This window comes from Candidatus Methanoplasma cognatum, from assembly GCA_009777615.1.
Lineage (GTDB): Archaea > Thermoplasmatota > Thermoplasmata > Methanomassiliicoccales > Methanomethylophilaceae > Methanoplasma > Methanoplasma cognatum.
Genome location: WRLM01000004.1, coordinates 99591 through 125875 on the forward strand (window position 1 = coordinate 99591; position 26285 = coordinate 125875).

The following is a 26285-nucleotide window of genomic DNA, read 5'->3' on the forward strand; positions in this document are numbered from 1 at the left end:
CAAACATTTATGCGCCGGGGCCTGTCCCCGGCGCCCCCTTCTTTTCCGCACCTCCTATGCTCACTCTCACCCCCGTCTGCAGGATCCGCCCGCAGTTAGGATTAAAGAATACGACGATATTACGAAACAATGAACGTTCAAGTCATCGGTATCAAGTGCGATATAGGATTCGACGAGATAGTCCGGCACTTCACGGAGATGGGAGGGGACGTAGTACTTTTGGATCCTGACATGGTCTGCGGCAGGGACCACATCATTTCGGCCGCGACGCATGCGGAAAGAGCGTTCAGGAATGGCACGAACAGGTCGAAAACGCTGCTGACAGAAACGATCTTATACGCAGCGGGCGAGAGGCAGATAGGCCGCGCGATGGAAAAGATGAGGCCTAAAGAAGGCAGGTATGAAATGGTCGCCGTGCTGTTCGGCACAGATGATCCGAAGCTCGGCCTGATAGGTGCGGAAAGATGTGACGTCATCATGGAAGCGTCCCCGGAAAAGGTGAAGAACCTCGGCGCGGATCTGTTTGACGGAATATCATGCGAAGATGCCGCTTTGGAGCATGTGGCTATGTCAGACCTTTTGAAACCTTGATCCCGTTGCGACCGGCGGTGCCTGCACTACATGGTCAGTTTTTTCATGGTCACTTTCGGTCGATTCGGAGACCCCCTAGTCAACCTTTTAAGCAAAAAGGAGCATCAAAAACTACTCTCAGAATGGGGACAGGTCCAGCACCTTTTTCAGAAAAGGCGGACCAAAGCCGCCAGGCAGAGGGGAGGGAGAACATGCAAAGAGAACCGAACAAAGAAACAATGGCAAAAGACCATTCCGATTTCAAAGAGATCTTATCCATCATCGAACGTACTCGCGAGAACGTTTTTCGCTCCGTGAACCGTGAACTCATCTCAATGTATTTGGATATCGGGCAGTATGTCAGTGAAAAGGTTGCCGCCGGTAATTGGGGAAAGTCTATAGTGCAGAGCCTTTCACAATCAATCCAATCGCATTTTATGGGAATAAAAGGCTTTTCTCCCCAGAATATATGGCGCATGAAACAGTTCTATGAGTTGTATAAAGGGAATGAAAAACTCTCGCCACTGGTGAGAGAAATCAGCTGGACCAACAACATCCTGATAATGATGGCGGCGAGAACTGACGAGGAGCGGGAATTTTACCTGTTACTCTCGGCAAAGAACAACTACTCCAAACGCGAGCTGGAGCGGCAGATCAGCAGCAGTCTGTATGAACGGACAATGATCTCCGCAGAGAGAGACCAACCCGCCCTCTTTCAGAACACCCAGCATGCCTTATTGCGCGATAGCTATGTGCTTGAGTTTCTGGACATCCCCGAGCGTCACAAAGAAAAAGAACTTCGCAGGGCGATCATAGCCAACATGCGTGACTTCATCCTCGAATTTGGTAAAACCTTCACATTCGTCGGCGAGGAATACCGCATACAAGTAGGCAGCACAGACTTCAGCATTGATCTGTTGTTCTATAACCGCGAATTGTCATGCCTTGTTGCCGTCGAGCTGAAGGCCGGCCATTTCAAGCCGGAACATATGGGGCAGCTTGAGTTCTACCTTGAAGCTCTCGACCGTGATGTGAAAAGGCCGGACGAAAATCCAAGCGTGGGACTCATACTTTGCACGGGAAAGGATGACGCCGTTGTGGAATATTCCATGAGCCGCAGCATGTCCCCTGCGCTCGTGGCCGCATACCAGTTGTGCCTTCCCGATAAGGCTTTGCTTGAAAGCAAGCTACGAGAACTGAAAGAGTTCGCAGAGTTAGAAGAAAGCGACGAGGAAGAGAATTAGGATAAAGAATGCAGGCCGCAGGCCTTATGAACCTCCGACGAAACCATGAGTAGTAAGAGTTCCCCGCAGATAGATCAAGGAAGCAGTCCGAGCCCGGAAAGCTACGGCAAGCTCATACCTTCGGCGGAAATGTCCGCCTTATACAAGGGGAACTCACTCGATCTTAAAGTCCTGCGAACTGAAGTTTGAGTAGTACCTTCCCATGTTCGCAGTGAACCTCAGAACGCAGTAGTCCGGGTCGCTGACCCCTTGAGAATAATACATTGTGTACTTATCACCCCACAGCATCTCTTTGCTTGCAGCGTCCTCCAGCACCTCCATCGTACCTTTCAGCATCACGCCTCTGAAGAACCTTTTGTCGCAGAAGTAGATGCATGCTTTGGGATCCTTCCGGTACTGAGATACCCGCATTGATGAAGTGTTCGTGTGGTAATAGAATGTCTTTATTCCCTCGCGCCTGCTCGGCGGCAGCATGGCCTTCGTGTTGGGAAAACCGTCTCCGTCCACCGAGCTTATGAATGATACTCCCTGTTTATCGATCAGGTTGCCGATCGTCTGTTCTGCGTCCTTAAGCATTCTTATCACCTGCCCGTATTCACATATGGGTTAAGACATTTATAAGTGGTATTCTGGCCGCATATATTCTCAGAAAAAATAAAAGATGCCCGCCGAAGCGGGAAAAGGATTTACACGATGGGTACGAACTTGAATCCGTAGTTTATGACGCCTGCCGCCCCGTCCTCGTCCAGTTTCCTGAGGACCGCGCGCACCGGCATGCCGATGGCGATCTTCTCCAGCTCCACGTCGACGAGCTGTCCGGAAATCAGCACCCCGTCCTTGGTCCTGACCATCGCGACGGCATACGGCTTAAGGAAGCTGTTGCACGCCGGGGCCTCGTAGATGACCGAGAATGAGAATATCTCTCCTTCCCTCTGCACTTTGTGCTTCTGCATCTTCCCGATCCCTTCCCTGCGGCACTTCGGGCAGAAGTCGCGCTTAGGGAAGAACACCGTCCCGCAGTTCCCGCATTTCGTTCCCTCAAGGTTGTATTTACCCGGGAACTCTCTCCATGCTCTTGCTACCGATGACATCAGACCGCCTCCATTATGCTCACGGTGACGGCTGAACCTGTTCCGCCGACACTCTGCGCAAGCCCGTATTTAGCGTTCGCAACCTGCCTCTTATCCGCTTTGCCTCTCAGCTGCTCGGCGATCTCCACTATCTGTGCGACGCCGGCCGCCCCGATGGGGTAACCTCTTGCCTTAAGGCCGCCGGATGTGTTGATGGCGACCTTTCCGCCGCCGACCCGTGTCTCTCCGTTGAGGAACGCCTTACCGGCCGTTCCTTTCTTATAGAATCCGAGGTCCTGCAGCGCAAGTATGCCGGCAATGCTGAAGTCGTCGTGTATCTCTGCGACGGAGATATCGGATGCGGTTATGCCCGCCATCTCATATGCTCTCTTGGAGGCGGCGACGGTGGCTCCGAATGTGGTGATGTCAGGCCTCTGGGACAGTGCCAGGGTATCGCTGCCCTGCGCGAACGCGGATACCTTCACATAACTGTCTGTGTGCTTCTTCGCTTCCTCCAGCGGGCACAGGACGACCGCCGCTGCGCCGTCGGTGATGGGCGCGCAGTCGAACATGCCGAGGGGGTCTGCGACCGGGCCGGATTTCATTACCACCTCTAAAGCTACCTCTTTTCTGAACTGCGCTCCGGGGTTGAGTGCGCCGTGGAAGTGACTGTTCACCGCGACTGAGGCGATCTCTTCGCGGGTCGCCGTGCCCTCGTGCATGACCCTTCTTGCGATCATCGCATACAGGGACGCAAGGGTAAGACCCATTCCGGCCTCCCACTCCGCATCTGCGGTAGCGTCCATGGCGGTATTGATCGAAGTGTCATCCTGGTCGGTCATCTTCTCCGCGCCTCCTACGAGCACGGTGTTGTGTATTCCGGAGGCAACTGCCATCACCGCCTGTCCGAACGCCACTCCGCCGGACGCCCCTCCAGCTTCTACCCTTACTGCGGGTATGTTGTGTGTCGCCATTCCCGAATAGTCGGCGATCAGGGCGTCGATGTGCTTCTGGTTGATGAAACGTCCGGCCGACATATTCCCTATGAAAAGGCCGTCTATCTCGCTGCCGGAGAGGTTGGCGTCCTCTATCGCTTTCATTCCGGCCTCTATGCCGATGCTCCTGAACGAGTTGTCCCAAAGTTCTCCGAACTTCGTCGCTCCCACTCCTATTATCGCTACTTCTCTCATGTTCATCCCTCCGGCATCACGATCATCTTTCTGAACTTCGTGTATAATCCGTAGTCAACGTAGACGGGGTTCTCCATCACTTTCGCGACTGTCGGTGCGTTCTGTCTCTTGTAATTCTTTATCTCATCGGTGACCGTGATATCGAAGGCGTCGCTTCCGGCTCCGGAGCCGTATGACGTGACGAATATCCTGTCGCCGGGCTCGGCCTTGTCCAGAACGGCGGCGAGACCCAGAGGGACGGCTCCGCTGTATGTGTTCCCGATGTTGGGCGTAAGCAGGCCGGCTTCTATCTGCTCCTGCTCGAATCCCACCATTCCGGCTACCCTTGTGGGGAACTTTCCGTTGGGCTGGTGGAATATGGCGTATTTGTAGTCTTTAGGAGTGGTGCCCATCTCCTTGAGAAGCATCTTCGCTGCGGACGTTATGTGCTTGAAGTATGCCGGGTCCCCGGTGAACCTTCCTCCGTGGAGAGGGTACGGCTGCCCCTCCCTCCTCCAGAAGTCGGGGGTGTCGGTGGTGAAACTGACCGTCTTATTGATCTTGGCGATGACCTTCTCGCTGCCTATCAGGAAGGCCGCCCCTCCGGCGGATGCGGAGAACTCCAAAGCGTCCCCCGGCGCTCCCTGGGCCGTGTCCGCGCCGATCGCAACTCCGTATTTTATCATGTTGGACGCCACCATTCCCATGCAGGCCTGGATTCCGGCGGTCCCCGCCTTGCATGCGAACTCCAGGTCGGCGGCCGTCAGGGCCGGCGTCGCTTCTATTGCCTCGGCGACTATCGTCGCGGTCGGCTTGACCGCATATGGGTGGGATTCGGACCCCACGTACAATGCGCCGATATCGTGCGGGTTGACCTCCGGGACCCTCGCCATCATATATCTGGCGGCCTCGGTCGATATCGTTATCACATCTTCGTCTATACCGGGAACGGACTTCTGGTAGATCATCAGTCCTTTCCCCATTCCTTTGCCGTCCACTCCCCAGATCCTTCCGAGCTCCTCGGGTTTGATCCTGTAACGGGGGATGTACGCGCCGTAGCTTACAATTCCTACATCCATTTATTTCCCTTCCTTAAGTATGTTCATTTTTTCCACAAGTTCTTCAACGCTGAGCTTGGTAACGACCAGCGGGATGCTCTCGAGCTTTGCCAGCTTTATCGCGAGCGGATCCGTTTTTTCTGGTTGCTGGTACACGACCATTGCCGGCGTGAGGGGGTGTGCCCTTATGGCGACCATGGGAGAGCGTCCGAAGTGCACGTTCGTAAAGATCAGGGCTCTTTCGATGCTCCATCCGTATATCTTCAGGTAATCTTCCGAACCCAGGCTGAGGATGGCCTTCAGAGAGTCCACGATGGTGTATCCGTAGACCCTCTTGGCAGGCATCTTCTCCGTGTTCAGGTTCCTACCGCCGATCGCCTCTATGAACCTCTGCTCATCAATGCCCCCTAAGAATTCATCCATGGCAATGATGCATTCGAGCTTCATTTCGGGTAAGTAGCGCGAGGCCACAGGAGAGCCGTTCTCAGAGTCCAGTTTTATGAAGGCGTCCACCATCTTTTTGATGACGTTGACCCCAGGCGATCTTCTGCGTCCGGACTCATAATCACTTATCACGGAATGCGAGATGCCCATAGCATCCGCAAGCTGGTGTTGGGACAGTTTGAATTCCTCCCTCCACTTGCGGATGGTCTTTCCCGGCTCGGAGGACAGGGTTATCTCCCCTGCGATTTTCTCCTTGAACTCATCGACCATTGGTGGAAGATATACTGGCATTATTTAATAATGTCGAATCTGTAAAACGTCAATCGACGGATACAGATATCATGACCTTAGCTCTTTCTTCAAAGTTTCGGCCACCGTCTTAAGGACTTTGACCCTTGCGTATTTCTTGCTATTGGAGTCGACGACCGTCCAGGGGGCGTATTCGGTGTTGGTGGATTCTATCATGACGTCCACGTGCTCGTCGTACTCCTTCCACTTGGAGCGGTTGCGCCAGTCCTCGTCGGTGAGCTTCCACTGTTTCAGCGGGTCTTTGGCTCTTTTCTTGAATCTCGCCAACTGTTCGTCGGGCGTGATGTCCATCCAGAACTTCAGCAGTATGGCGCCGTTGTTGACCAGCATCTTCTCAAAGGCATTGATCTCCAAAGGAGACCTTCTGTACTCTTCCTTCCGGCAGAAGCCTTCGACGGACTCCACCATCATCCTTCCGTACCATGTCCTGTCAAAGACGGTGATGTGGCCTTTTTGGGGGATCCCTCTGCAGAATCTCCACAGATAGGTATGCTTCAATTCCTCTTCTGTGGGGGCTTTGGTCTGAAGCACCTCGTAACCTCTCGGGTTGAGAGCGTGGCAGAGGTGCTTTATGCACGAACCTTTTCCGGCGGCGTCCCACCCCTCGAAACAAATGACCATCGAACGGTCGCTGAGGGAAAGGTCCATCTGCAGTTCGCCGAGCTGCTCGGACAGTTCATTCATGATCTCGCCGTACGGCTTGCAGTCCTTCTTGGTTCTAACATCTCTGCGCGGGTTGGCATATATGCGTTTGATCTCCGGCACTGCATACGCCGCAGGCTCCGAACTCAGCCTTTCCCTGATCTTCCTGATGATGGTCTCAGTGGTTTCAAGGACCGTTTCTCCGATGTCCCTCACCATTATCGTGTTCCAGGGGGCATATTCCGTGTCAGTCCTCTCGCAGATCCTGTTGTCGTACATCATCTCCCTGTACTTTGCGGGGTCGATGTGGTCCAGGGAAAGGAACGATTTCTTCGGCGTGTTCGGACCGTACTGCGGACCGTATTCGTTCACGGCGGACTCATCCGCCCCGAGGACGATCTTGATAAGCAGGACCCCGTTCAGAGCGAGGTATCTTTCGAAATCGTTGCACGCGTCGAGCTTCTTATCAAGATTCTCTTTACATTCATCCTCTTTGCACCTTTCTATCATCATGGAGTACCAGGACCTGTCGCAGAGGCCCAGCTGCCCTTTGCCCGGTGTACGCTGGAGAAAGTCCATTATCGATCCCGGGCCGCCGGCGTCGGAAGGGTCGAAATGAGTGTACAGCACGCCTCTGGGCTCAAGACATCTTATGAGCTCGCTGTTAACCCTGCCTATGACCCTTCCGCTGCTGCCTTCGAAGATGATGAGAACAGGCAATCCTTCTGCGAGGATGCTTTGCTGCAGCTGGTTCAGCTCGCTCTCAAGACAGTTCGGCATCAGCGCCTGCATGCAGTGCCTATCGCCATATCGCATATAAACAGGATGCGGGCAGCAATTTCTATATAACATACAAATAGATGCCTGTATCATGCCATGCAACGATCCCGACAAGCATTACTGTGAGATGTGCAGCGACATGGGAGGGTTCGCGCCGGACACTCTCAAGGGGATAAAAGAGCTTAACCCCGGGTTTCTGGAGAACCTGCACATGATGGAAAAGTTCATGACCGAAGATAAAGCGCTGGACAGGAAGACCAAAAGGCTGATCGCGCTTGCATGTGTCGCCATAAGGATGTGCGACGACTGCATCTATCCTCAGGCAAAGGTCGCCAAGAACTACGGGGCGAGCAAAGAGGAGATAATCGAAGCGATACAGGTAGCGGTGCTTACCGGCGGGGTCCCATGCTGGTCCTCCGCAAAGGAAGGTATCGCGAAGCTTTTCGCGGAATGGGACCGGACAGATCTGTGAAGTACGGCTAAGGGCCGTGCACGCTGCTCCTCCGCTCCTGACATTTCCCTGCCGCATTTTTGCCGGCCGTATCGGAAGGAACAGTCATACCGGTCAGGCCGAAGGCATCTATCATACCGCCGGGGAAGGCTCGCCGGCGGGAGAGGATACGATGTCCTTCTGTTTCGTGACGAACGCGTCATTGCTGCCCTTCCCGTTCACGCCGGACCAGTCGCCGTTGCCGAAGGAACCCGAAGCGGATTCTCCCGCTGTGACGAAACCGCCGGACACCGCCGTCACCGATTGATAAGCATCGCTGCCTGACCCTCCGAAGCTTCTCTTTCCCGTGATATTTCCGTCGCCGTCATACTTCACGGCGATCGCATCACTGTCCCCCTTACCGTTCACGCCGGACCAGTCGCCGTTGCCGAAGGAACCCTCTTCAGAATACCCTGCGGCGGTGAAACCGCCGGGCGCCGCCGTTACCGATCTGAAATAATCGCCGTCCGCCCCGCCGAAGTTCTTCGCCCACAACACGTCGCCGTTGTTATCATACTTCACGATGATCGCGTCATTGCCGCCCTTCCCGTTCACGCCGGACCAGTCGCCGTTACCGAAGGAATCCTCTTCAGAATACCCCGCGGCAACGAAACCGCCGGGCGCCGCCGTTACCGAATAATAGTAATCGCCGCCCGCCCCGCCGAAGTTCTTCGCCCACAACACGTCGCCGTTGTCATCATATTTCACGATGATCGCGTCATTGCCGCCCTTCCCGGTCACGCCGGACCAGTCGCCGTTACCGAAGGAACCGTTCCCCGAATACCCCGCAGCGATGAAACCGCCGGACACCGCTATTACCGAATGGTAGTAATCGCCGCCCGCCCCGCCGAAGTTCTTCGCCCACAACACGTCTCCGTTGTCATCATACTTCACGATGATCGCGTCATTGCCGCCCTTTTTGGTCAAGCCGGATAAGTCGCCGTTACCGATGGAACCGGAATCTCCGGCGGCGACAACGCCGCCCGGCACAGCCGTTACAGACTGAAAGAGATCAACGTCCGACCCGCCGAAGTTCTTCGCCCACAACACGTCGCCGTTGTCATCATATTTCACGATGATCGCGTCATTGCCGCCCTTCCCGGTCACGCCGGACCAGTCGCCGTTGCCGAAGGAACCGTTCCCCGAATACCCTACGGCGACGAAACCGCCGGGCACTGGCGTTACCGAGTTAAAACAATCATGGCCGGATCCGCCGAAGTTCTTCGCCCACACCATGTCGCCGTTGTCATCATATTTCACGATGATCGCGTCATAGCCGCCCTTCCCGGTCACGCCGGACCAGTCGCCGTTGCCGAAAGAGCTGTTCTCCGAGTACCCTACGGCGACGAAACCGCCAGGTATCTCTGCCACCGAATAATATATGTCGGTGCCGGATCCGCCGAAGTTCTTTCTGTAAACGACATCTCCGTCCGCCCCTCTGACAGAAACGACGGCTATGATCAGGACCAGCGCCGCTGCCAGAACCAGCAGGACATAGATCATCCTTTTGCTTTTTGTCTGCATTTCTCTTCCCCCTTGTTCACGCTCTCAGCATATAGTAAAGGTGACGGCCCGCCATACTGCGGAGGTCATATCTATAATCGGATACGCATATCTCCATATTATAATGATTACATGCGGCCCGCCGGACCTGGCTTTACTTCTTTGGCCGATCGTCGTATCTCCGGTCCGGAATGTACCACGATGAGGACGCCCCGCGCCCCGCCGGAGAAGGGATTCGGGCAGGGCCGCCTTCGGTCAAATTTGATATATCTATTCTTTATTAGCAAAGTCACGTGAGAACAATGTCGGATATAAGCGGCTGCACCAAAGAACTGATGACGGACGAGGGCAACATCACAATATACAGCCTCAGGGAACTGGAGAGGCAGGGTGTGATAAAGGACCTCGGGAAGATGCCGTATTCCATAAAAGTGATAACGGAGTCGATGCTCAGGAATCAGGACGGAGAGGTGATCACCGGTGACGACGTAAAAGCGATAGCGTCATGGGATCCAAAAGGGAACGCCGGCCGCGACATACCGTGGATGCCGGCAAGGGTGCTGCTCCAGGACCTTACCGGAGGCGCAGCGGTGACAGATCTGGCGTCTATGAGGGAAGCGGTTTCCATGATGGGGAAAGACCCGGAATCGATCAACCCCCTGGTGCCTGTGGACCTGGTTATAGATCACTCGATACAGACAGATTTCGCAGGCAGAGGGGACGCTCAGGACCTGAACGAGGAGCTCGAGTTCAGAAGGAACAGCGAGAGGTACGCCCTGTTCAAATGGGCGCAGAAGGCGTTCAGGAACTTCAGGGCGGTCCCGCCGGGGAACGGAATATGCCATCAGGTGAACCTGGAGTATCTTTCTCCGCTCATACATGTAAAAAAGGAGAACGGCGTGCTGACGGCATACCCCGACTCTTGCTTCGGGACCGACTCCCACACGACACAGATCAACGGTCTGGGAGTGGCGGGATGGGGCGTAGGGGGGATAGAGGCGGAGGCCGTGATGGTCGGCCAGCCCAGCTATATGGAGATCCCGGAGGTCATAGGCTTCAGGCTGACCGGTAGACTTTCCCCAGGGGTGAACGCAACGGATCTTGTGCTCACCGTTGTCCAAATGCTCAGGAAGAAGAAGGTCGTGGGGAAGTTCGTCGAGTTCTTCGGACCGGGATATCAGAACCTGTGCCTTGCGGACAGATCCACAATAGCCAACATGGCCCCTGAGTACGGCGCGACGATGGGATACTGCCCCATAGACAGCAAGACCATCGAATATCTGAGGCTCACGGGAAGGGACCCGAAGCACATAGACGCCGTGGAGAAGTATGCGAAAGAACAGACCCTCTGGTACGAGGGGGAGCCGGAATACACAGACACGCTGGAACTTGATCTGTCCACAGTAAGGCCGTGTCTCGCGGGATACAAAAGACCGCAGGACCGCATTCTTCTTCAGGATATGAAAAAGGAGTTCGCCGAGGTCCTGAAAGCGTTTGATATCAAAGAACAGAGGATACCGTCGGGAGAGAGGATGGGCGACGGTTCGCTGGCGATAGCGTCGATCACGTCCTGCACGAACACAGCAAATCCGTCAGTGATGATAGCCGCCGGACTTGTAGCAAAGAAAGCCAGCGAGCTCGGGCTTAGGCCGAAAAGATATGTCAAAACATCGCTTGCCCCCGGCTCAAAGGCCGTCACAGAATACTTGAGGAACTCCGGACTGCAGGAGCATCTTGATGCCATGGGTTTCCAATGCTGCGGATACGGGTGCATGACCTGCATCGGGAACAGCGGACCGCTCCCGGACGCGGTCGCCAAGGAGATAACATCCAGTGATCTGGCTGTAGCGGCGATAGCCTCAAGCAACAGGAACTTTGAAGGGAGGATACACCCGCTGGTGAAAGCGAATTACCTGGCGTCCCCGCCGTTGGTGGTGGCGTTCGCGATCGCGGGACGTGTGGATATTGATATGGAGAACGAACCTCTTGCATCCGTTAAAGGCAAGGACATATTCCTCAGGGACATCTGGCCCGCCGACGAGGAGATCCTGGCACTTACAGAAAAATACGTCACCGGCGAAACTTTCTCATCACAGTACAGGGACATATTCAAAGGGTCCGCAAGATGGGAGGATGTCGAAAGCAGGGACTCTCCCTTATTTGACTGGGATGAGAGTTCCACTTACATCAGGAACCCGCCCTTCTTCGACGAACTGTTCGAAGAACCGGAGATCAGGAGCATAAAGGGGGCGAGGTGTCTCGCAATGCTGGGGGATTCGATAACCACAGACCACATCTCTCCGGCCGGTTCGTTCGATTCCGGATCGGACGCCGGAAGGTATCTGATATCTTTGGGAGTGAAGGAAAAGGATTTCAACTCGTACGGTTCGAGAAGGGCTAACCATGAGGTCATGGTAAGGGGAACGTTTGCCAACATCAGGCTGAAGAACCAGCTGACGCCTGGGACGGAGGGAAGCTCGTCCAAGTATTTCCCGGAGAACAGAGACGACACGATCTTCGAAGTATCCAGATCGTATTATGAGGACATGACGCCTCTTATCATACTTGCCGGAAAGGAATACGGCACCGGAAGTTCTAGGGACTGGGCGGCAAAGGGCCCGAACCTCCTTGGGATAAAGGCAGTGATCGCAGAATCGTTCGAAAGGATACACAGGTCGAACCTTGTGGGAATGGGGATAGTCCCGCTGCAGTATCTGGAAGGGCAGAACGCTGGCACATTGAAGCTGAACGGCTCGGAAGTGTTCGATATCGATCTGGATGAGATCGAACCTAAAGGAGCTGTAAGAGTAACAGCATACAGGGACGGCAAGAAACTGGAGTTCGACACCATATGCAGAGCGGATGTTCCTATCGAGGTCGAATACATCGCGAACGGCGGGATACTCCAGTATGTGCTTAGGAACATGACCGGGTAACGATACATTTAATAGCAGGATGGAAATCATCCTGCTGAAGGGGCCCGTGGGGTAGCTTGGTATCCTTGTAGCTTCGGGAGCTATTGACTCCGGTTCAAATCCGGGCGGGCCCACTATCCTGCTCTACCCAGGCGTAGTTTTTCTGAACCTAATAAATTTTAGGCCATTTCATCTTTATTTCACCAAAGCGCGTCTCACTCGAACTTCAATAAAAATTTAACATAATAACAATGTCGCATTGGTGTTAGTATGCTGGTTAGGCGACTATTCAGAAAAAACATTGTTATATTTAAGCTAAAAACAGCTCATATTTATGTTATTATCACAACTATTACTTTTGTCATGTGTCATTAATTAGTTGATATTATTTCGATAAGAAAAAGACATCATTTTGCGCACGCTCCAAACCTCATATGTGATGCCTAATTTCATTGCCGGGGTCACATTCTTCAATAAGCTCGAAGCGGCGAAGAAAAATTGTACATCGCACTAAAAACATCAACCGATAAGTTCAACATATTGAGATCCTTGGAGAAGGTCTGGCACCTTCTTTTCAGTCTTGCCATTCTGCTCCTGATGGTCAGATTCATTCGCTCTATCGCAGACGTGTTCAGATACTCCCACGGGACAGAACCTGATATGTTGATGTATTCTACAGATTCCAGTTTCTTGCCCTGTCTGGTCTTTACGACCTGCCCGTGGTTCAGATCATCCGGAAGACGATATTTCCAAACGGGAGGCCTCCCCCTTCCTCGAATGGTTCCTTGGACCATTTCCCGTAGATGCGTTCTATCGCTTCGCTGTGCACACGATATCCGTCGGTCATGAAATACGGTCTGTGGTTCTCAGACATCTTGGATGTAGTTTCGGTAACAAATGAATATCCGGCAGTTGCACCGCGTTCATCCGCATGCATATTGAGAAGATATTTGGAGAAAGGGTCCACCGAGGTACATATCCACAGGCCCTCGGAAGTGAAATGTTCCCCGACAAAACTCAGTTTTTTTTAAGGGTGCCCATCATCACATCGAACTGAACGCCATCCGGGGCGAGGTCATGCTCGAATCTTTCCATTACCGCCTTTGCCTGGTGTCCCGATCTGGAGGTCCATTTCTTAACCGTGTTCACACTGCATCCTGCGGTCCGTGCGGTCGCTCGGACACCCATGCCTTCGTTCAAACACTTGACGACAAGATCGAACTTATCCTGAGAACTGCGGAGACCCTCGTACGCAGTACCTGTGCGGCTGTTGAACACCTGTCCGCACTCTCTACAGATGAATTTCCTCACGGTACCGGCGCTTGTCTCATACGTCCCGTTGCCGACGACATTACCTTCGTTCACTAGATCGTACTTCTTACATTTCATATTAGGACACGAAACGTCCACGAATTGTTGTTTAGGGCCTCTTTCTCCCATCTTGATGACCTCAATGGAGATAATGCCTTATAAATATTTAATATCAACTAATTGCTGATACACGACCAATAAAAATGGGGTATTTAAATGAAGTCAGTTGTAAGAAGTATTTTGAAATGGCAGCCAATGCCTTTAAGATTTTTTGAACTAATTATTGTTTGGTTATCTGCCTGTACTAGTAATCCTTAAATGGCAGAGTAATCAATACATCCTTCACTTTTTCGTATGTTGTTGCTCTTTTACATATTTCTTCGCATCGAGTTTAATCTTAGTTTTCTCAATGTATGTACTCCCATTAAGGTTGAATTTACTGGTCTCAATGGACCCCATAACATCTTTGTACCTGCTTTCTATGGCATTTTCTTCTGAAGTAAGTACCCTGTAAACAACATCGTTGTAATGCGTTAGATCGCTAGTTTGGTTACTGAAATATTTTTCGCGAAAATCACGCCAAACGGCAAAAATAGAATCAATAGCAGTCTTATGTACATCTGTCAATTCAATTTCTCTTTCTTCAATGCTCTTTAAGGTCAGTCCCATTTGAGAATAAATTTCTACAAGGTCTGTTTCTATTTCTGAATACATCATTGATATATTCTTTGCAAGTAAGACCTCTATTTGTATGTCATCCATTTTTGTTCGAGATTCCATAGACTTCTTTCTGATGCTATGTATTGCACTTATTGTTAAGTCATGCATATGTTTTTGAATTTTTGCATGCTCCATATTATTGAATCGCACTCAAATTATTTTAACTTAGACGCCGACACTGCACCATCCAATGACACATAGCCACCGCTTACGTAAAACCATGGAGAAAACTCTATTTTTAATCTGAACAGTTCTCTCTCGAGTCTATTTCTTTCTCTCAACAGTGTGAAGTATATTTGCAAATCAGAGTAGATAGAGAAAGTGAAGGCGTTGAATCCCCCTTTGTTGTTAATTTCTGTTGTTAATTTATTTAGCTTATTTCTTGTTTGTTTTAGCTCATTACGAATATAATTAAGTAGGGTAAGTTCCTCGACATAACCCAGTTTCTCAAGGAACTTCTTCCCCATCATATCACGTTGGTTATGAAGCGACTGATTGAGATGTGTGTTCAAACATACAGCTTGCTCATGGGTCATGTTGTCAAGGTCTGAGATATCAAGGCTGATTGACTTCATTACATACTTGAAAGCATAGGCGAATCCGCCGGCAGAGATTATTGCGTTTATTTTACAATGCGAGCCTGCGATACGTTCCCAAATGGCTTGGATCGAGTTCACAAGACTTCGGTCATAAGATTGACCGCCGAGGGCCATTGTTTCTTGTAGCGATGCGCCAGCATAGGTTTATCGAATAGGATTATCAGGTGAGGGGCGGGGTACATGTCTGCACATCCTTCTTTGACAAGACAGGAGCCGTATGAAGATTGTTTATTGTTTTCTTCATTTAGTTCCAAGTGGTATTCTCCGACGATCCTTGAGAGCTCCATCTTGAATTGATTTACTAAGGGAGTTATAGATTTCCAAGCATCGTATGAATTCCATTTTTTGATGGGAAAGCCTTGTTTGGTATGTTCTTCGTTTGAGTAATCTCTTGTGTATGAGGAGGTTATCATCAGGGCATGCACTTGGCGTACTTCAGATGGGCGCATACCTTTAACGGGTCTTGAGAATTCTTTTTCCGCAAAGGCATCGATGATAGGTTGCATCCTTTTACGTTTCTTCCGCGAGTGTGCTTTGTTACCTCTAAAAGGAGTCATGGGGAAGATGTATTCTCCCGTCACTTCATTCCTTATTATGCTGTATTTGGCATCCTTCATTTTATCGATGAAAGATGATTGCATCGTCTTAATGAAGTTTGGATCGGAAAGAAGACTTCTGTCGCCCATGTTGTTTATCTCGTCTTTTAGATCGTTCCACTCAAGATAGTAAAATGGAGCATAATGGGATGTTGAATCCTCCAGTTCAAATTCAGGGCGGTATTCAAAGAACTCATAATCAAGAGAGTTCAGATTATCACCCCCACAATGGCAAACCACAGGTTGGAAGGCGGCCATGGCCGTACCTTCCACCCTGTGGTTTGCAGTCAAAGGCACCTGATGAAAAGCGGAAGATTCTGCTACGTACCCCACCATGGGAGTACTTGCAGAATCTTCCTTTTGAACAAGAAGATGGACTCTGATAGTTGCTCTGTGGAGTGAAAACTGATGAAAAATCAATCAAAATCTTATGGCAAAATTGATAGCCGTTTAAGGTTTAGAAAAGAGGTAATCTGGAAGCCGAAGGAGAATGACTCCGGCCGGCCCGCTCATATATGCTTGTGATTCTATTCATTTTCACTTCCGATTATAATTCAAGGTTCATTGAAAGCAGATGTCATGGTTTACAAAATAGCCAGTTATTGTAACTTCGGGAGCTATTGACTCCGGTTAGAATACCGGCCCGCCCGCTCAAGTACATCCGGACAAGCGGTTTCCTGTTTCCTAAGTTGTTTCGTTTTTAGCCGAGCGAGTGGCAGACCATTGCCGGTCTGCCACCGTTTGACCTGAAGAAGTTTCCGTACCCCGGAGGGGCCGGGAAGCTTCTTCTTTTCGTCTGTATCCGCCGCTTTACGGCAGATTCAGATCTTTGCGTTTTTGAAGTATGATGTCCTCGAACATCTTTGCCGATTCGACGGCGTCATCGTTGATGAACACATATCCTCCGGTCAGGGCCTTCATATCCTCGAACAGTACCTTTACGATAAGATCGCTTCCGGTGACGAACGGAGGGATACCCAGATGCAGAGGGAGACCGAGCGCAAGCCCGAACGCGCCGTCCGCCAGCGCCTGCTCCTCAAGCCACTGCGCCGCAGACAATACGAGCGGAAGCTGCGGCAGATCCACACCGAGCGCTTCAGCAAGCTCGGTGGCGACTATCTCCAGCCTCCCTATGGCAAGACACGGGCCGAAGTTCAGGACTGGAGGTATGCCGAGTTGTCTGCATACTGCTTTGAGGCCAGGTCCGGCCAGCTCTGCCGCCTCAGGGTCCATAAGGCCGCAGTTCTCAATACCGCCGGATGAACAGCCCGCGGTAAGGACTATTATGTCCTTTTTGATCAGTTCTTTGGTCAGTTCGACCGTCAGCACGTCGTGGCCGCCGCACATGAGGTTAGAGCAGCCGACAACCCCCGCGACTCCCTTTATGGTGCCTGCGGCTATCAGGTCGATCAGCGGCTTCCATGAATTACCCAGGAAAGCCTTCAGCGAGACTTCGCTGACTCCCGTCAAAGAATTTCCGTTGCCGTGCTCGGGGAGCAGTTTCATCGGCACGACACCGCGCCTCGATTTGTAAGAGGATATGATCTCGTCGATGATCTCATTGACGACCGTTTCGCGCGTCTCATATGTGAATTCTTTCAGTATGGCGTTTGCTTTCTTTGCTATCGGATCAACACAGATCTGTTTTATCTTGAGCTCGTCACAGATTGGCTCGATGCCAGGAAGGGTGCAGTTGAACTCAGATATGACCGCATCTATGGCGCCTGTGGCCAGGACCGCCTCGCTGGTGAAGTTGTTGCCCGCGTGTCCGTCAAATATCTTTGTGCAGTGCGCCCCGCGGAGCTGCATGTCCTGACCTACGCAGGTGCAGCCGACGATCTTGAAGCCCTTTGCCCCGGCGGCCTGGGCCTTTTTTACGATGTCGTCTTGGATCAGGCGGTCCTGAATATATGAGAACCTAGAGTGCTGGTGCCCGGTGATCATGATGTTTATGTAATCCGGATCGATAACGCGGAGCCCTACCGGCGCCATGCGGATCTCGGGTTCGCCGATGACCACATCATTCAGCAGGTTGGTCAGCGTGAGGCCGTAGAGGCCAGTCGAGATGCCGAGCCTGAGACACTGGAACAGCATATGTACGGGATCGGAGTTCAGATTCGTGGAGGTCTTCACCACACCGGAGAACACTTCGGCTTTGGCTCCTCCCGGCAGAATGCCGAGTTCCTCCCAGCGTTTATAGCGCGGTGCGTACGCCATGTTCTTCGTAAGCACCATTTTCTTATAATCCGGTTTATAGAGATCGTCAAGCACCGCATCCGCCACCTTGACGGCTTTGTCATGGTCATCGGTACCTTTTATGCCGAACTTCTCGCAGAGACGGTCCAGGGTCTTTTTCCCTCTTAATTCGCCCTTGGCGAGAGCGATGCTCCTGAGATTCAAGGCCGCATTCTCGACGACATGTATGTAACATCCCGAACCTGCCGCGACCGTGCGCAGGAAATTACGCGCCGCGATCACATCGGCGGTCGCGCCGCAGACCCCTCTCGGAGCATCATCAGTTATGCGGCAGGGGCCGTTCGTGCAAAGTTTGCAGCAGATGCCCCTCAGGCCGAATTCGCATTTCAATATCTGGGTATCCACGCGGTGGAACGCTGTGTTCACCGGCAGTTCTATGATGAAATTCCCAAGTGTTTCATCCGCACTCTTACATATCTTATTATTAGACCATTTTGTCATAGTATTTTCCTCCTATCTTATTTAATCCATATTTAACGTTATTTTATCATTTTCTTTAAAGTTTAACGGGCGTTATGTGTGCGTCCAGGCCCAGGTCTTTCGCATCCATTCCCATCGCTATGCCGTAAAGCTGCGACAGGTGGAGCACGGGGAACGCGAATCCGCTGTCTTTCTGGCTCGCATCGAATTGAAGGTGGCAGAACGGGCATACGTCCACAATCATTTCGGCACCGGCGTTCTTCATGATCTCCAAGTTCGTCTTAGTGAACTTCAGCGCCGTCTCGCCGAACTGTGATCTGAGACCTCCTCCAGCACCGCAGCACATCGTCTTGACCTTGCTCTTACGGAGCACGCTTTTAGCGCCTACGGCCTCGATCAGCTCGTCCAGGATCTTCGGGTTCTCCGAATCGTCGAGCTGTTTCAATTTACTCGGTTTCAGGAAGTGGCATCCGTAGAACGCCGCCACGTTATATTCGGCAGGTTTCTTTACCACTTTTTTGATTTGCTCGATGCCGACCTCTTTATACAATATTTCGGCGAAATGTCTTACTTTCGTTTCTCCGCTGTACTTCAGTCCTATTTCGGCGAGGATCTTGTTCACTTCCTCCAGCATATCTTTGTCTTCATGCAGCTCGTGGGCGGCATCGAACAATGAGCCGTAGCAGCCGTTGCATACCGTGACCACGTCCAATCCTTCTTTCTCGGCAAGAGCGAGGTTCCTTGCGGCCGCTGCCAGCCATGTTGCTTTGCTGAACGATTTTATCACGCCCGGCGCGGGGCAGCAGTTTGCGCCCTTCAGATCCACAAGTTCAACTCCGAGCGCCTTGAACACTTCCCTCGTCGACTTCTCGATACCAGGGTACCTGAGAGGCGCGATACATCCTAAGAAAAATGCATATTTTTTCATTAATCCACCAACTCGGCAAACTTTGTTAATTTGAGTACTTTGTCGAAGTCCGCCTTCGCCGCCGCATTATCCATCACCGTCTCGGGGTTCTCCCGAAGCCCGAGGTCCTTTCTGATCGCTTTGATCTTTTCGTTGTTCTCAACAGTGTGACCATTTTTTATCAGGCTCTGGGCCACCTTTTTATGATTTTCGCGCAGGTCTCCTTCGGCAACAGCGATGTTCCTCAGCGCGGTGATGACGTCAACGACCTTAACGTTGCACGGGCACCACTCCACGCACGTGTAACACGTGGTGCACTGCCACAGGGCGTCGCCGTTTATCGCTTCGTCTTTCAGTCCGAGCTGGGACGCCCTCATGAGGTGCGCCGGCCGCAATGAGGTCTTTAGCTTGGCAGAAGGGCATTTGAGCGTACACGTACCGCATTGGAAGCATAACGTGGCGCTAGATCCGCCTTTTGCAGCTAATTCCTCTGTGAATTCAGATTCCACTTTTTTCATAGATAACACTGCAAGCGCAATCACTTGCTCATATTTAAACCAGAACGGCGTTAAAATATTTCAGTTTACAGCGAAATTATTTGCTCATTTCCGTCGACTCAGCGGCCCGTTCATTTTACATGATTTTCTATATAGCCAATTTTTCTTTTAGGGTTTACCAGCAGATCGATCATGTGGAATTACGGCTACCTATAGCTTTGGGGATCATCGCCCCGGTTCAAATACGTGCGGGCTCGATCTCCCTGTTATTCTAGATAGCCCCCGCGAGAGATTAAGAACTCCGACACTTTTCTAAAAATGGGCGTCCGCCGGACTCTTAATACTACGGTCTTGGGAGGTTCCATGAACGATCACAAAGATTCGACAATTGCAGCTTCCGGAGCTGTGACTCTGGCTTAGATCAGGAGGGCCCGCTCAGTTCCAGTATATTTTTATCACTCATTACCAGCACGCTTATCTATCTGGAAAAAATACTTCAGGCATGGACAAGGAGCAGGCAGCGCAGTTAATGAAAAGGGTCAGGGAAGGGGCCAGCAAATTCAAACCGGAAAGCACTGTGGCCAAAGAACGTTACGTGGACACATCATACGGTAAGATCAGGGTACTGGAATACGGCTTCGACTCGGATGAAGTAAAACCGCTGTATGTGGACATACACGGGGGAGGTTACTGCATCGGATTCCCGGAGATGGATGAGGAGATCAACCTTCTCATCAGAAGCAGGGTCGATGTGAAGATAATAAGCATAGATTGGCTGAAAGCTCCCGAACACCCATACCCGATAGGGCTGGAAGCGGCATATGAGGTCGTAAAGCACTATTCGGACAATGCCGAGAAATATAAGATCAACAAAGAATGCATCGGCACTGGAGGTTACAGCTCCGGAGGGAATTTTGCTACCGTCATACCCATTAAGGCCAAAGAAAGAGGGAACCTCAAAATAAAGTATCAGATGATCTGTTTCCCCGGAGTGGACATATCGGGAGACCCGTACGGTAAACCCGGAAGCGACAAGGTCCTCAGCGGCGAATTCCTGGAGGCGATCTATCTTTGTTACCTGCCGGAGCCGAAGTACGGTAAAGAACCATATGCTTCGCCCAGGATCGCGCCGAAGGAGATGCTGATCGGACTTCCCCCCGCACTGTTGATCTCCGCGGGCCAGGACCCGCTTTATCCGCAATATATCGATTACGCCGCAAGACTCAAAGATGCGGGCGTAGATGTGGAGATACATCATTTCGAGAACGCTGACCACGGGTTCATCTACCAGGGACAGACCGAGGATGCGGAGAAGGCGCGCGAGGCCATCGTGAATTTCATTAAGAAGCATGCGCGAGGATGAGAAACGCACGCTTCCATACTCTTCGGCGGAAATACTCTGGGTAAGCAGCTCAGACATTCGTCGCGGATGAGGATGTTTTCTTCGGCAGTGTACGCTTCCAGAATGACTGTACGTTCACATTGACCCAGATAGTGGAGATAATAAAGCGTTTATCTCAGGGACCCACAGCGAAGTATCCAAGCCCGGAACAGCATAGTCAATCTCAGGGACGCCATATTCCTGTCATCGTGTCCGCATTACCGATCGTCTGCGGGGCAGGCTTAGAAATGTTTATAATATATGTATCATATTACTATGATAGTCATAGTAATGTATGATACCATATACTCAATAAATCAAGTGAGGTGAGACGAATGGAAGCAAGAACATCTGCCGATCTGCTCCGGGGGCATACCGATACCGTTGTCCTGAGCATACTGCTGAAAGGCGATAATTATGGTTATGAGATCCACAAGACCATAATGGACAAACTCGGCGGCGAATATGAGATGAAGGAGGCCACCCTGTATTCCAGCTATAAACGGCTTGAATCAGACGGCTACATCACATCATACTGGGGGGACGAGACCCTCGGAGGCCGCCGTAAATATTATCGCATCACAGCCAGCGGGAAAGAGCTTTACCGGCAGAACAAAGCAGACTGGAACAAAACACAAACGATACTTAACAAATTATTGGAGGAGTGAGGATGAAAGAAGAAGTCTATGTCGACCGCTTGTTTGCGGATTACGAAGACACACCCGGGATCAGAGATTTCAAGGAGGAGATCGCAGGGAATCTCAAAGAGCGTATAAAAGAACTGAGGTCAAAGGGTCTCGGTGAGGATGAAGCTTTCGAAAAAGCCACCGCCGAGCTCGGAGACATCACGGCGATCGCCGACGAAGCGGGAAAGAGAAAGCGCAACCAGGCCATCGGCCAGATGTACATGAGCGCGAAGGTGCCGGTCACGAAAAGGACGGCCGCGGGACTGACGGCCGCTTCCGGGTTGCTGCTGGCGGCCTTGGGGTTGGCGATCGTTACATTTTTCAGCGAAACGGACAACGTGTGGCTATATTACGTCGCGGCCGCTTTCTTTGCGACCGCCTGCTGCCTGTATACATATTTTGGCCTGACCCAAGAGACCTCCGCCCATTACCCTATGAAGAACGGGCGCGCGGCGGCGTACGGGATCGCTTGCGCAATGGCTTTCCTGGCCATGCCTCTCGGAGCTGTGATGTACTTCTTCGACGGATGGGAGTTGTATATGGCTTTAGGGTTGGAGACCGTGTTGCTGCTCCCCGCCGTCTGCGCTTTGATATTCATGCTTGCGACGGAAAGCGACCGCAAGAAGCCGTGGCTTAAGGAAAAAACGGATAGGGAGTTCCAATGCTCAATGGAGTTCGAATACTCTTTCAACGAGGATATGGTAGATCCCATCAAAGCTGCAAGGTTCGGGGTGGCTAGCGGCGGTATGTGGCTATTCGCTATAGCGCTCTTCGTCACGCTCTTTTTCGCTACGGACCTGCCGCACCCCTGGCTTGTTTTCCTCTTTGCGCTGCCGGCGCAGGTCGTTATGGTGGCGACGATATTCGGGAGAAGCAAGTGAGTCGTTCTTAGCCGTAGATAAAACATCTTTCCTTCTTTTTTATTCAATACCGGACGCGCTTTGATCCCGGCTCGTCAGCGGCGGGATCCCAGTAGCTTATCCCTGACATGCCCATCGCTCTGACGTTCTCGTCCGGGCTGGCCTGCGGCGTCTCGCACCCCGGGGCCAATATGAATCCTCCGTCCCTTCCGGCTATGCCGATGAGTCTGTGGCATTCGGCGGTTATGTCATCCGGAGTGCCGCTCAGTATCATGCGGACGGGGTCGATGTTGCCCATAAGGGCCATCTTGCCGCCCGCTTTCTTCTTAGCTTTTTCAATGTCCACCGCATGGTCGAAACTGAAGCAGTCCACTTTAAGTTCAGGCAGCATGAGCATGGTGTCCAGGGTGTTACCGCAAATGTGAAGGAACGACGGCACGTCATGTTCTTTTTTCACGTCGGATATCACTTCTTTCAATGCGGGATACGAGTACTCCTTGAACATGGCCGGAGATATCAGATCCTCGGAGGAGGTTGGGTCCGCCATCCACATGACCGTAGCGCCGGAGTCGATCATCTTGTTCTGCATCGAGGTGACGAAGGGCGCCGTTTTTTTCATGAGTTTCTTCACCATGTCCGGTTCCATCATCGTCATCATGAGCATGTCCTCCGTTCCCATGAGATAGCCGGCGGTGGTTATCGGTCCCCAGGACAACCCGCATATGTGCAGATCCTCATCCAGCATCCTGCTTGTTTCTTCCAGGCCTTTCACCATCACCTGAGTGAAGAGCGGGCATTCCTTCGCCGCATTCGGGTCGAAGAATGCCAGATCGTCGATGCCCTCCATATCCTTCACCGGATGTTCTTTGATGTAGCCGTAGTCGTCCTCCGGGAATTTTACCTTCATGCCGAGGTCGGCGAAGGGGACCTGCGAATCCAGAACAGGCTTCACAAAATCCGACAGCGTCTTCATGGAATAGTCGATGGAGACCCTGGCCGAGATCTTCGGATCCTTTCTGGCCTCTTCGACTGTGAACCCGGCGCTCCTCGCGGCCGTGACCAGCGCAAAGTTGTTGACGGGGGTCCTTTCTGTGTTCTCATGTTCGAGAGCGGCTCTTACGCATTCACGGTGTCCGGCGTCCTTCATCATAATCCCTCATTTTGTATCTTTAAGCATGTTTATCACGGAATCGGTGAACTCTTTTGTCGTCGCGGTCCCGCCGACGTCGGGCGTGATCTCCCCTTTACTGTAAACGCACCTTACGGCTTTTCTAATTTTCTCTGCCTGGGACGACATCCCGAGATGGTCCAGGGCCATCGCGCCCGATAATATCGCGGACGTCGGGTTCGCCATCCCGTCCCTGACCGCTTTCGGGTTGGGGCCGTGCATAGGCTCGAAGAGCCCGGAATTATCGCCGATGCTTCCCACCGGCGTCAGATAACTGCCGCCGACCATTCCGGCGGCGACCCCCGCAAGGACCGTCCCGTATATGTCCGTAGTTACGATGACGTCCATGGAAGAGGGATCCTTCACAAGCTCGGATGCGACCTCTCCCACTTCCATGTCCTCGATAAGGAATCCGGAGCCGGCAAGCTCTTTGTAAAAGAGTTCGACGAACATGCCGTCCAAGGCCTGGAACATACTCGTCCTGTGCGCGCATGTTATTTTTTTTCGTTTCATCGCCGAGGATATCCGTCTCGTTTCCTGGAACAGCTTCTTACCGCTTGCGGCCGACATGAACTTATGGAGATCGACCCCGTCCAGGGATTCCGTTTCCAGTATGTTCAGGAGCGCGTCGGGATTACCGTTGATGATAAGCAGATCAACGCCGCGGACCCCGATGCTCTCGCATAGAGGGAAGAATTTCCTTACCACCGAATGCAGGTTCAGCTGTTTCTTCAGTACCCTGACGGGGTTCCTGTAGCTTCTGTCGGAGGGCGTATCGACCACTCCGCCCACGATTATCGCATCGGCATCGGCCGCCAGACCGACGGTCTCCCCCGGGAGGTATTCGGACGTCTTAACGAACGCGGACTGGCCGATGTCACCATATGTCAGCTCGATGCTGCCGCCCGCCGCCTGCTCCAGCACGCCGACGGCCGAACAGATGACCTCGGGACCTATGCCGTCCCCCGGAAGTACCAGTATCTTTTTTGTCATCTGTTTCAGATCCTGCTGATGACCCCGGCGTATATCATCGGAAGGGTGATGGTGGCGTCCCCCTCCACGGTCATCTTCTTCGCATCGGCCTTTACTTTCCCCCAGGACACGGCCTCCCTTATGCGTGCGCCGGACAGCGAACCGTCATATTCCTCGGCGGTCGTCAGATATATGCAGTAGTCCAACCCGCCTCTGAATTGGCTCCACCATATAACGTGGTGTTTGGATATTCCGCCGCCGACTATTATCGCACCGATGGTCTTTGCCCCGTTGGTCAGCTCGCTTAGCATCTGCTCGTCGCCGAAAAGATCTATGCGCAGCTTCCTGTGCGTCTGATAGTACATCCAGAGCTGGCATCCGAAGGACCCGTCCGTTATTCCCGGAACGACGATCGGGACCCCCATTTTATGGCATTGGTAAAGAAGGCTGTCCTCGTCGTTCAACCTTGATCCGACGGCGTCTATTATCTCACGCGTGGTCATCGACTGGGTCTCCGCGAATATCTCATCGAACATAGGCAGGAGGTTCTCTTCAAGAACCGCTCCGTAGCACTCGTCCGGGACCAGCACGTTCCCCAGTCTGCTGATCTCGTACTTCTCCCGGAGCATCTCATCGTCCATCATGAAATCCCCTTTGTAGTACTCGGCGTAGCTTCTTGACAGATCGTGATCGAGCGTTCCGCAGGTCGTTATGATAAGATCCACGAGGCCGTTCCTGACCATGTCGACGATGACCCCTCTCGTCCCCGTTGCCATTATGCAGGCAGGGAATGAGAGTATCTTCAGGCAGTCCTTGTCCTTCGCCATGGATTCTGCGATGCCGGTCGCGTCAGCAAGCTTCTGGGCGGTGAATCCCCCGGCTTCCCCCATCGCTCTGAGCAGCTGATCGGCGGTCATGTTCTTTGTTATTTTGATATCCCTGACAGGGATAAGTTCTAGGTCCGTCATTTCAATAACCTGTTCCTTGTTTCACGTTCAGGCATTGTTCTATTTAAAATCTGTCGGTACTAAGCTTTCCCATGAGGTAATCTCCTCTCCCATCAGTTGGAGATTCTGCATTGAAACATTAACAAAGTCTGCATCGAGGCCGCAATGTGCGGCAACAGCAATATTATACATGTTAACGGATTTCACGTACGTGTTGATGATAGCAAGGGACAGACCCTATTCGGAACTGAGGGACAGCCTCGCGGGAAAGAAGGTCGCTATATGGACATGTAACACATGTGCCAGATTATGTTTTGATATAGGCGGGGCGGAGTCTGCGGAGAGGCTTGCGTCCGCGCTCAGGGCCGACGGAGTGGATGTGTTGGGAATCCTGCACACGAACGCTTCCTGCCTGCAGAAAAAGGTCCGGGAGAAATATGACGACGAGATCATAGGCGGGGCCGACGTCGTCCTTTCGCTGACCTGCAACATCGGCGCGCTTTGCGCAAAGAACGCCTTCGGGAAGGAGGTCCTCAATCCGATCGCCACGCTGGGGGCCGGTTTCGTAGGCGAGAGAAGAGAGATAATGGTGTGCGAGGACGAGGACGGCGGACTTGCGGTCAGAGAACTTTTAGACATAGCCAAAGAAAAAGGACTTTGGTGCGACCCTTACGCCTGATCCACTGCAGGCCGTTTTCGTACCTTTAAGGATTATATACAAAGAGTGGGTACAGAATATTATAGGGGTTAAATCGAAATGATTGACATACT

General features: G+C 52.1%; 26 protein-coding genes and 1 tRNA gene. 9 read left to right on the forward strand and 18 right to left on the reverse strand.

Translation table 11 applies throughout. The features are described 5' to 3' along the window. Positions 1 to 129: 129 nt before the first annotated feature. Positions 130 to 591, forward strand: coding sequence for a hypothetical protein (locus FWG96_05755; protein MCL2032755.1), 462 nt, complete (start codon positions 130 to 132; stop codon positions 589 to 591). Positions 592 to 809: 218 nt separating this feature from the next. After that, positions 810 to 1814 carry a PDDEXK nuclease domain-containing protein gene (locus tag FWG96_05760; protein MCL2032756.1) on the forward strand — a complete coding sequence of 335 codons (1005 nt, stop codon included), beginning with the start codon at positions 810 to 812 and terminating at the stop codon, positions 1812 to 1814. 153 nt (positions 1815 to 1967) lie between these two features. Here FWG96_05760 and FWG96_05765 read toward each other — a convergent pair whose 3' ends face one another. The 6 genes from FWG96_05765 to FWG96_05790 all read right to left on the reverse strand — a co-directional run bounded on the left by FWG96_05765 (position 1968) and on the right by FWG96_05790 (position 7298). Continuing rightward, the gene (locus FWG96_05765; protein MCL2032757.1) at positions 1968 to 2390 is read right to left on the reverse strand and encodes a pyridoxamine 5'-phosphate oxidase family protein; all 423 of its coding nucleotides are present in this window, start codon (positions 2388 to 2390) and stop codon (positions 1968 to 1970) included. Between the two features lie 110 nt (positions 2391 to 2500). Further along, positions 2501 to 2905: a Zn-ribbon domain-containing OB-fold protein gene (locus FWG96_05770; GenBank protein ID MCL2032758.1), complete on the reverse strand. Its 405-nt coding sequence runs from the start codon at positions 2903 to 2905 to the stop codon at positions 2501 to 2503. Further along, complete coding sequence (locus tag FWG96_05775; GenBank protein ID MCL2032759.1) at positions 2905 to 4074, reverse strand: thiolase domain-containing protein; 1170 nt, start codon at positions 4072 to 4074, stop codon at positions 2905 to 2907. Before FWG96_05775 ends, FWG96_05770 begins: the two co-directional genes overlap by 1 nt. A 2-nt stretch (positions 4075 to 4076) precedes the next feature. Next, the gene (locus tag FWG96_05780) at positions 4077 to 5132 is read right to left on the reverse strand and encodes a hydroxymethylglutaryl-CoA synthase (protein ID MCL2032760.1); all 1056 of its coding nucleotides are present in this window, start codon (positions 5130 to 5132) and stop codon (positions 4077 to 4079) included. Next, a complete protein-coding gene (locus tag FWG96_05785) occupies positions 5133 to 5825 on the reverse strand; it encodes a helix-turn-helix domain-containing protein (protein ID MCL2032761.1) in 693 nt (230 codons plus the stop codon). Positions 5826 to 5894: 69 nt separating this feature from the next. Further along, positions 5895 to 7298, reverse strand: a complete 1404-nt coding sequence (locus FWG96_05790) for a hypothetical protein (GenBank protein MCL2032762.1) — start codon at positions 7296 to 7298, stop codon at positions 5895 to 5897. 79 nt (positions 7299 to 7377) lie between these two features. On the opposite strand from FWG96_05790, the gene FWG96_05795 reads away from it, so the two are divergent. Next, positions 7378 to 7758, forward strand: a complete 381-nt coding sequence (locus tag FWG96_05795) for a carboxymuconolactone decarboxylase family protein (GenBank protein ID MCL2032763.1) — start codon at positions 7378 to 7380, stop codon at positions 7756 to 7758. Between the two features lie 111 nt (positions 7759 to 7869). Here FWG96_05795 and FWG96_05800 read toward each other — a convergent pair whose 3' ends face one another. Further along, positions 7870 to 9300, reverse strand: a complete 1431-nt coding sequence (locus FWG96_05800; GenBank protein MCL2032764.1) for a hypothetical protein — start codon at positions 9298 to 9300, stop codon at positions 7870 to 7872. Positions 9301 to 9581: 281 nt separating this feature from the next. Here FWG96_05800 and acnA point away from each other — a divergent pair, with 281 nt between their 5' ends. Further along, positions 9582 to 12215, forward strand: coding sequence for an aconitate hydratase AcnA (acnA, locus tag FWG96_05805; GenBank protein ID MCL2032765.1), 2634 nt, complete (start codon positions 9582 to 9584; stop codon positions 12213 to 12215). 40 nt (positions 12216 to 12255) lie between these two features. Next, positions 12256 to 12328, forward strand: a tRNA-Pro gene (locus FWG96_05810). Positions 12329 to 12918: 590 nt separating this feature from the next. On the opposite strand, the gene FWG96_05815 is transcribed toward FWG96_05810, so the two are convergent. The 8 genes from FWG96_05815 to hdrC form a co-directional block, all read right to left on the reverse strand. After that, the gene (locus FWG96_05815; GenBank protein MCL2032766.1) at positions 12919 to 13068 is read right to left on the reverse strand and encodes a hypothetical protein; all 150 of its coding nucleotides are present in this window, start codon (positions 13066 to 13068) and stop codon (positions 12919 to 12921) included. Positions 13069 to 13211: 143 nt separating this feature from the next. Further along, positions 13212 to 13634 carry a hypothetical protein gene (locus FWG96_05820; GenBank protein ID MCL2032767.1) on the reverse strand — a complete coding sequence of 141 codons (423 nt, stop codon included), beginning with the start codon at positions 13632 to 13634 and terminating at the stop codon, positions 13212 to 13214. A gap of 213 nt (positions 13635 to 13847) precedes the next feature. Continuing rightward, positions 13848 to 14360: a hypothetical protein gene (locus FWG96_05825; GenBank protein MCL2032768.1), complete on the reverse strand. Its 513-nt coding sequence runs from the start codon at positions 14358 to 14360 to the stop codon at positions 13848 to 13850. 20 nt (positions 14361 to 14380) lie between these two features. Next, positions 14381 to 14692: a hypothetical protein gene (locus tag FWG96_05830; protein ID MCL2032769.1), complete on the reverse strand. Its 312-nt coding sequence runs from the start codon at positions 14690 to 14692 to the stop codon at positions 14381 to 14383. A 206-nt stretch (positions 14693 to 14898) separates the two neighbouring features. Next, positions 14899 to 15678, reverse strand: a complete 780-nt coding sequence (locus FWG96_05835) for a hypothetical protein (GenBank protein MCL2032770.1) — start codon at positions 15676 to 15678, stop codon at positions 14899 to 14901. A gap of 552 nt (positions 15679 to 16230) precedes the next feature. After that, on the reverse strand, positions 16231 to 18117 hold the full coding sequence (gene cooS, locus FWG96_05840; protein ID MCL2032771.1) for an anaerobic carbon-monoxide dehydrogenase catalytic subunit: 1887 nt from the start codon (positions 18115 to 18117) through the stop codon (positions 16231 to 16233). Between the two features lie 55 nt (positions 18118 to 18172). After that, positions 18173 to 19024, reverse strand: coding sequence for a CoB--CoM heterodisulfide reductase subunit B (hdrB, locus tag FWG96_05845; GenBank protein MCL2032772.1), 852 nt, complete (start codon positions 19022 to 19024; stop codon positions 18173 to 18175). Next, complete coding sequence (hdrC, locus tag FWG96_05850; GenBank protein MCL2032773.1) at positions 19024 to 19521, reverse strand: CoB--CoM heterodisulfide reductase subunit C; 498 nt, start codon at positions 19519 to 19521, stop codon at positions 19024 to 19026. The genes hdrB and hdrC overlap by 1 nt, the downstream gene beginning before the upstream one ends. A 481-nt stretch (positions 19522 to 20002) precedes the next feature. On the opposite strand from hdrC, the gene FWG96_05855 reads away from it, so the two are divergent. From FWG96_05855 to FWG96_05865, 3 genes are all read left to right on the forward strand, one after another. Beyond that, positions 20003 to 20863 (forward strand): alpha/beta hydrolase, encoded by an 861-nt coding sequence (locus FWG96_05855; protein ID MCL2032774.1) that lies wholly within the window; start codon positions 20003 to 20005, stop codon positions 20861 to 20863. A 353-nt stretch (positions 20864 to 21216) separates the two neighbouring features. Continuing rightward, a complete protein-coding gene (locus tag FWG96_05860; protein ID MCL2032775.1) occupies positions 21217 to 21549 on the forward strand; it encodes a PadR family transcriptional regulator in 333 nt (110 codons plus the stop codon). 2 nt (positions 21550 to 21551) lie between these two features. Continuing rightward, positions 21552 to 22448 carry a permease prefix domain 1-containing protein gene (locus FWG96_05865; GenBank protein ID MCL2032776.1) on the forward strand — a complete coding sequence of 299 codons (897 nt, stop codon included), beginning with the start codon at positions 21552 to 21554 and terminating at the stop codon, positions 22446 to 22448. Between the two features lie 43 nt (positions 22449 to 22491). Here the strand turns inward: FWG96_05865 and FWG96_05870 are convergent, their stop codons facing one another. From FWG96_05870 to FWG96_05880, 3 genes are read right to left on the reverse strand one after another with little or no spacing between them, the layout of a single operon-like run. Beyond that, on the reverse strand, positions 22492 to 23574 hold the full coding sequence (locus FWG96_05870) for a uroporphyrinogen decarboxylase family protein (GenBank protein MCL2032777.1): 1083 nt from the start codon (positions 23572 to 23574) through the stop codon (positions 22492 to 22494). 9 nt (positions 23575 to 23583) lie between these two features. Continuing rightward, positions 23584 to 24588: an isocitrate/isopropylmalate family dehydrogenase gene (locus FWG96_05875; GenBank protein ID MCL2032778.1), complete on the reverse strand. Its 1005-nt coding sequence runs from the start codon at positions 24586 to 24588 to the stop codon at positions 23584 to 23586. 5 nt (positions 24589 to 24593) lie between these two features. Beyond that, positions 24594 to 25535 (reverse strand): deoxyhypusine synthase, encoded by a 942-nt coding sequence (locus FWG96_05880; protein MCL2032779.1) that lies wholly within the window; start codon positions 25533 to 25535, stop codon positions 24594 to 24596. A 193-nt stretch (positions 25536 to 25728) separates the two neighbouring features. Between FWG96_05880 and FWG96_05885 the strand changes: the two genes are divergently transcribed. Next, a complete protein-coding gene (locus tag FWG96_05885) occupies positions 25729 to 26193 on the forward strand; it encodes a hypothetical protein (GenBank protein MCL2032780.1) in 465 nt (154 codons plus the stop codon). The last annotated feature ends 92 nt before the right edge of the window (positions 26194 to 26285 follow it).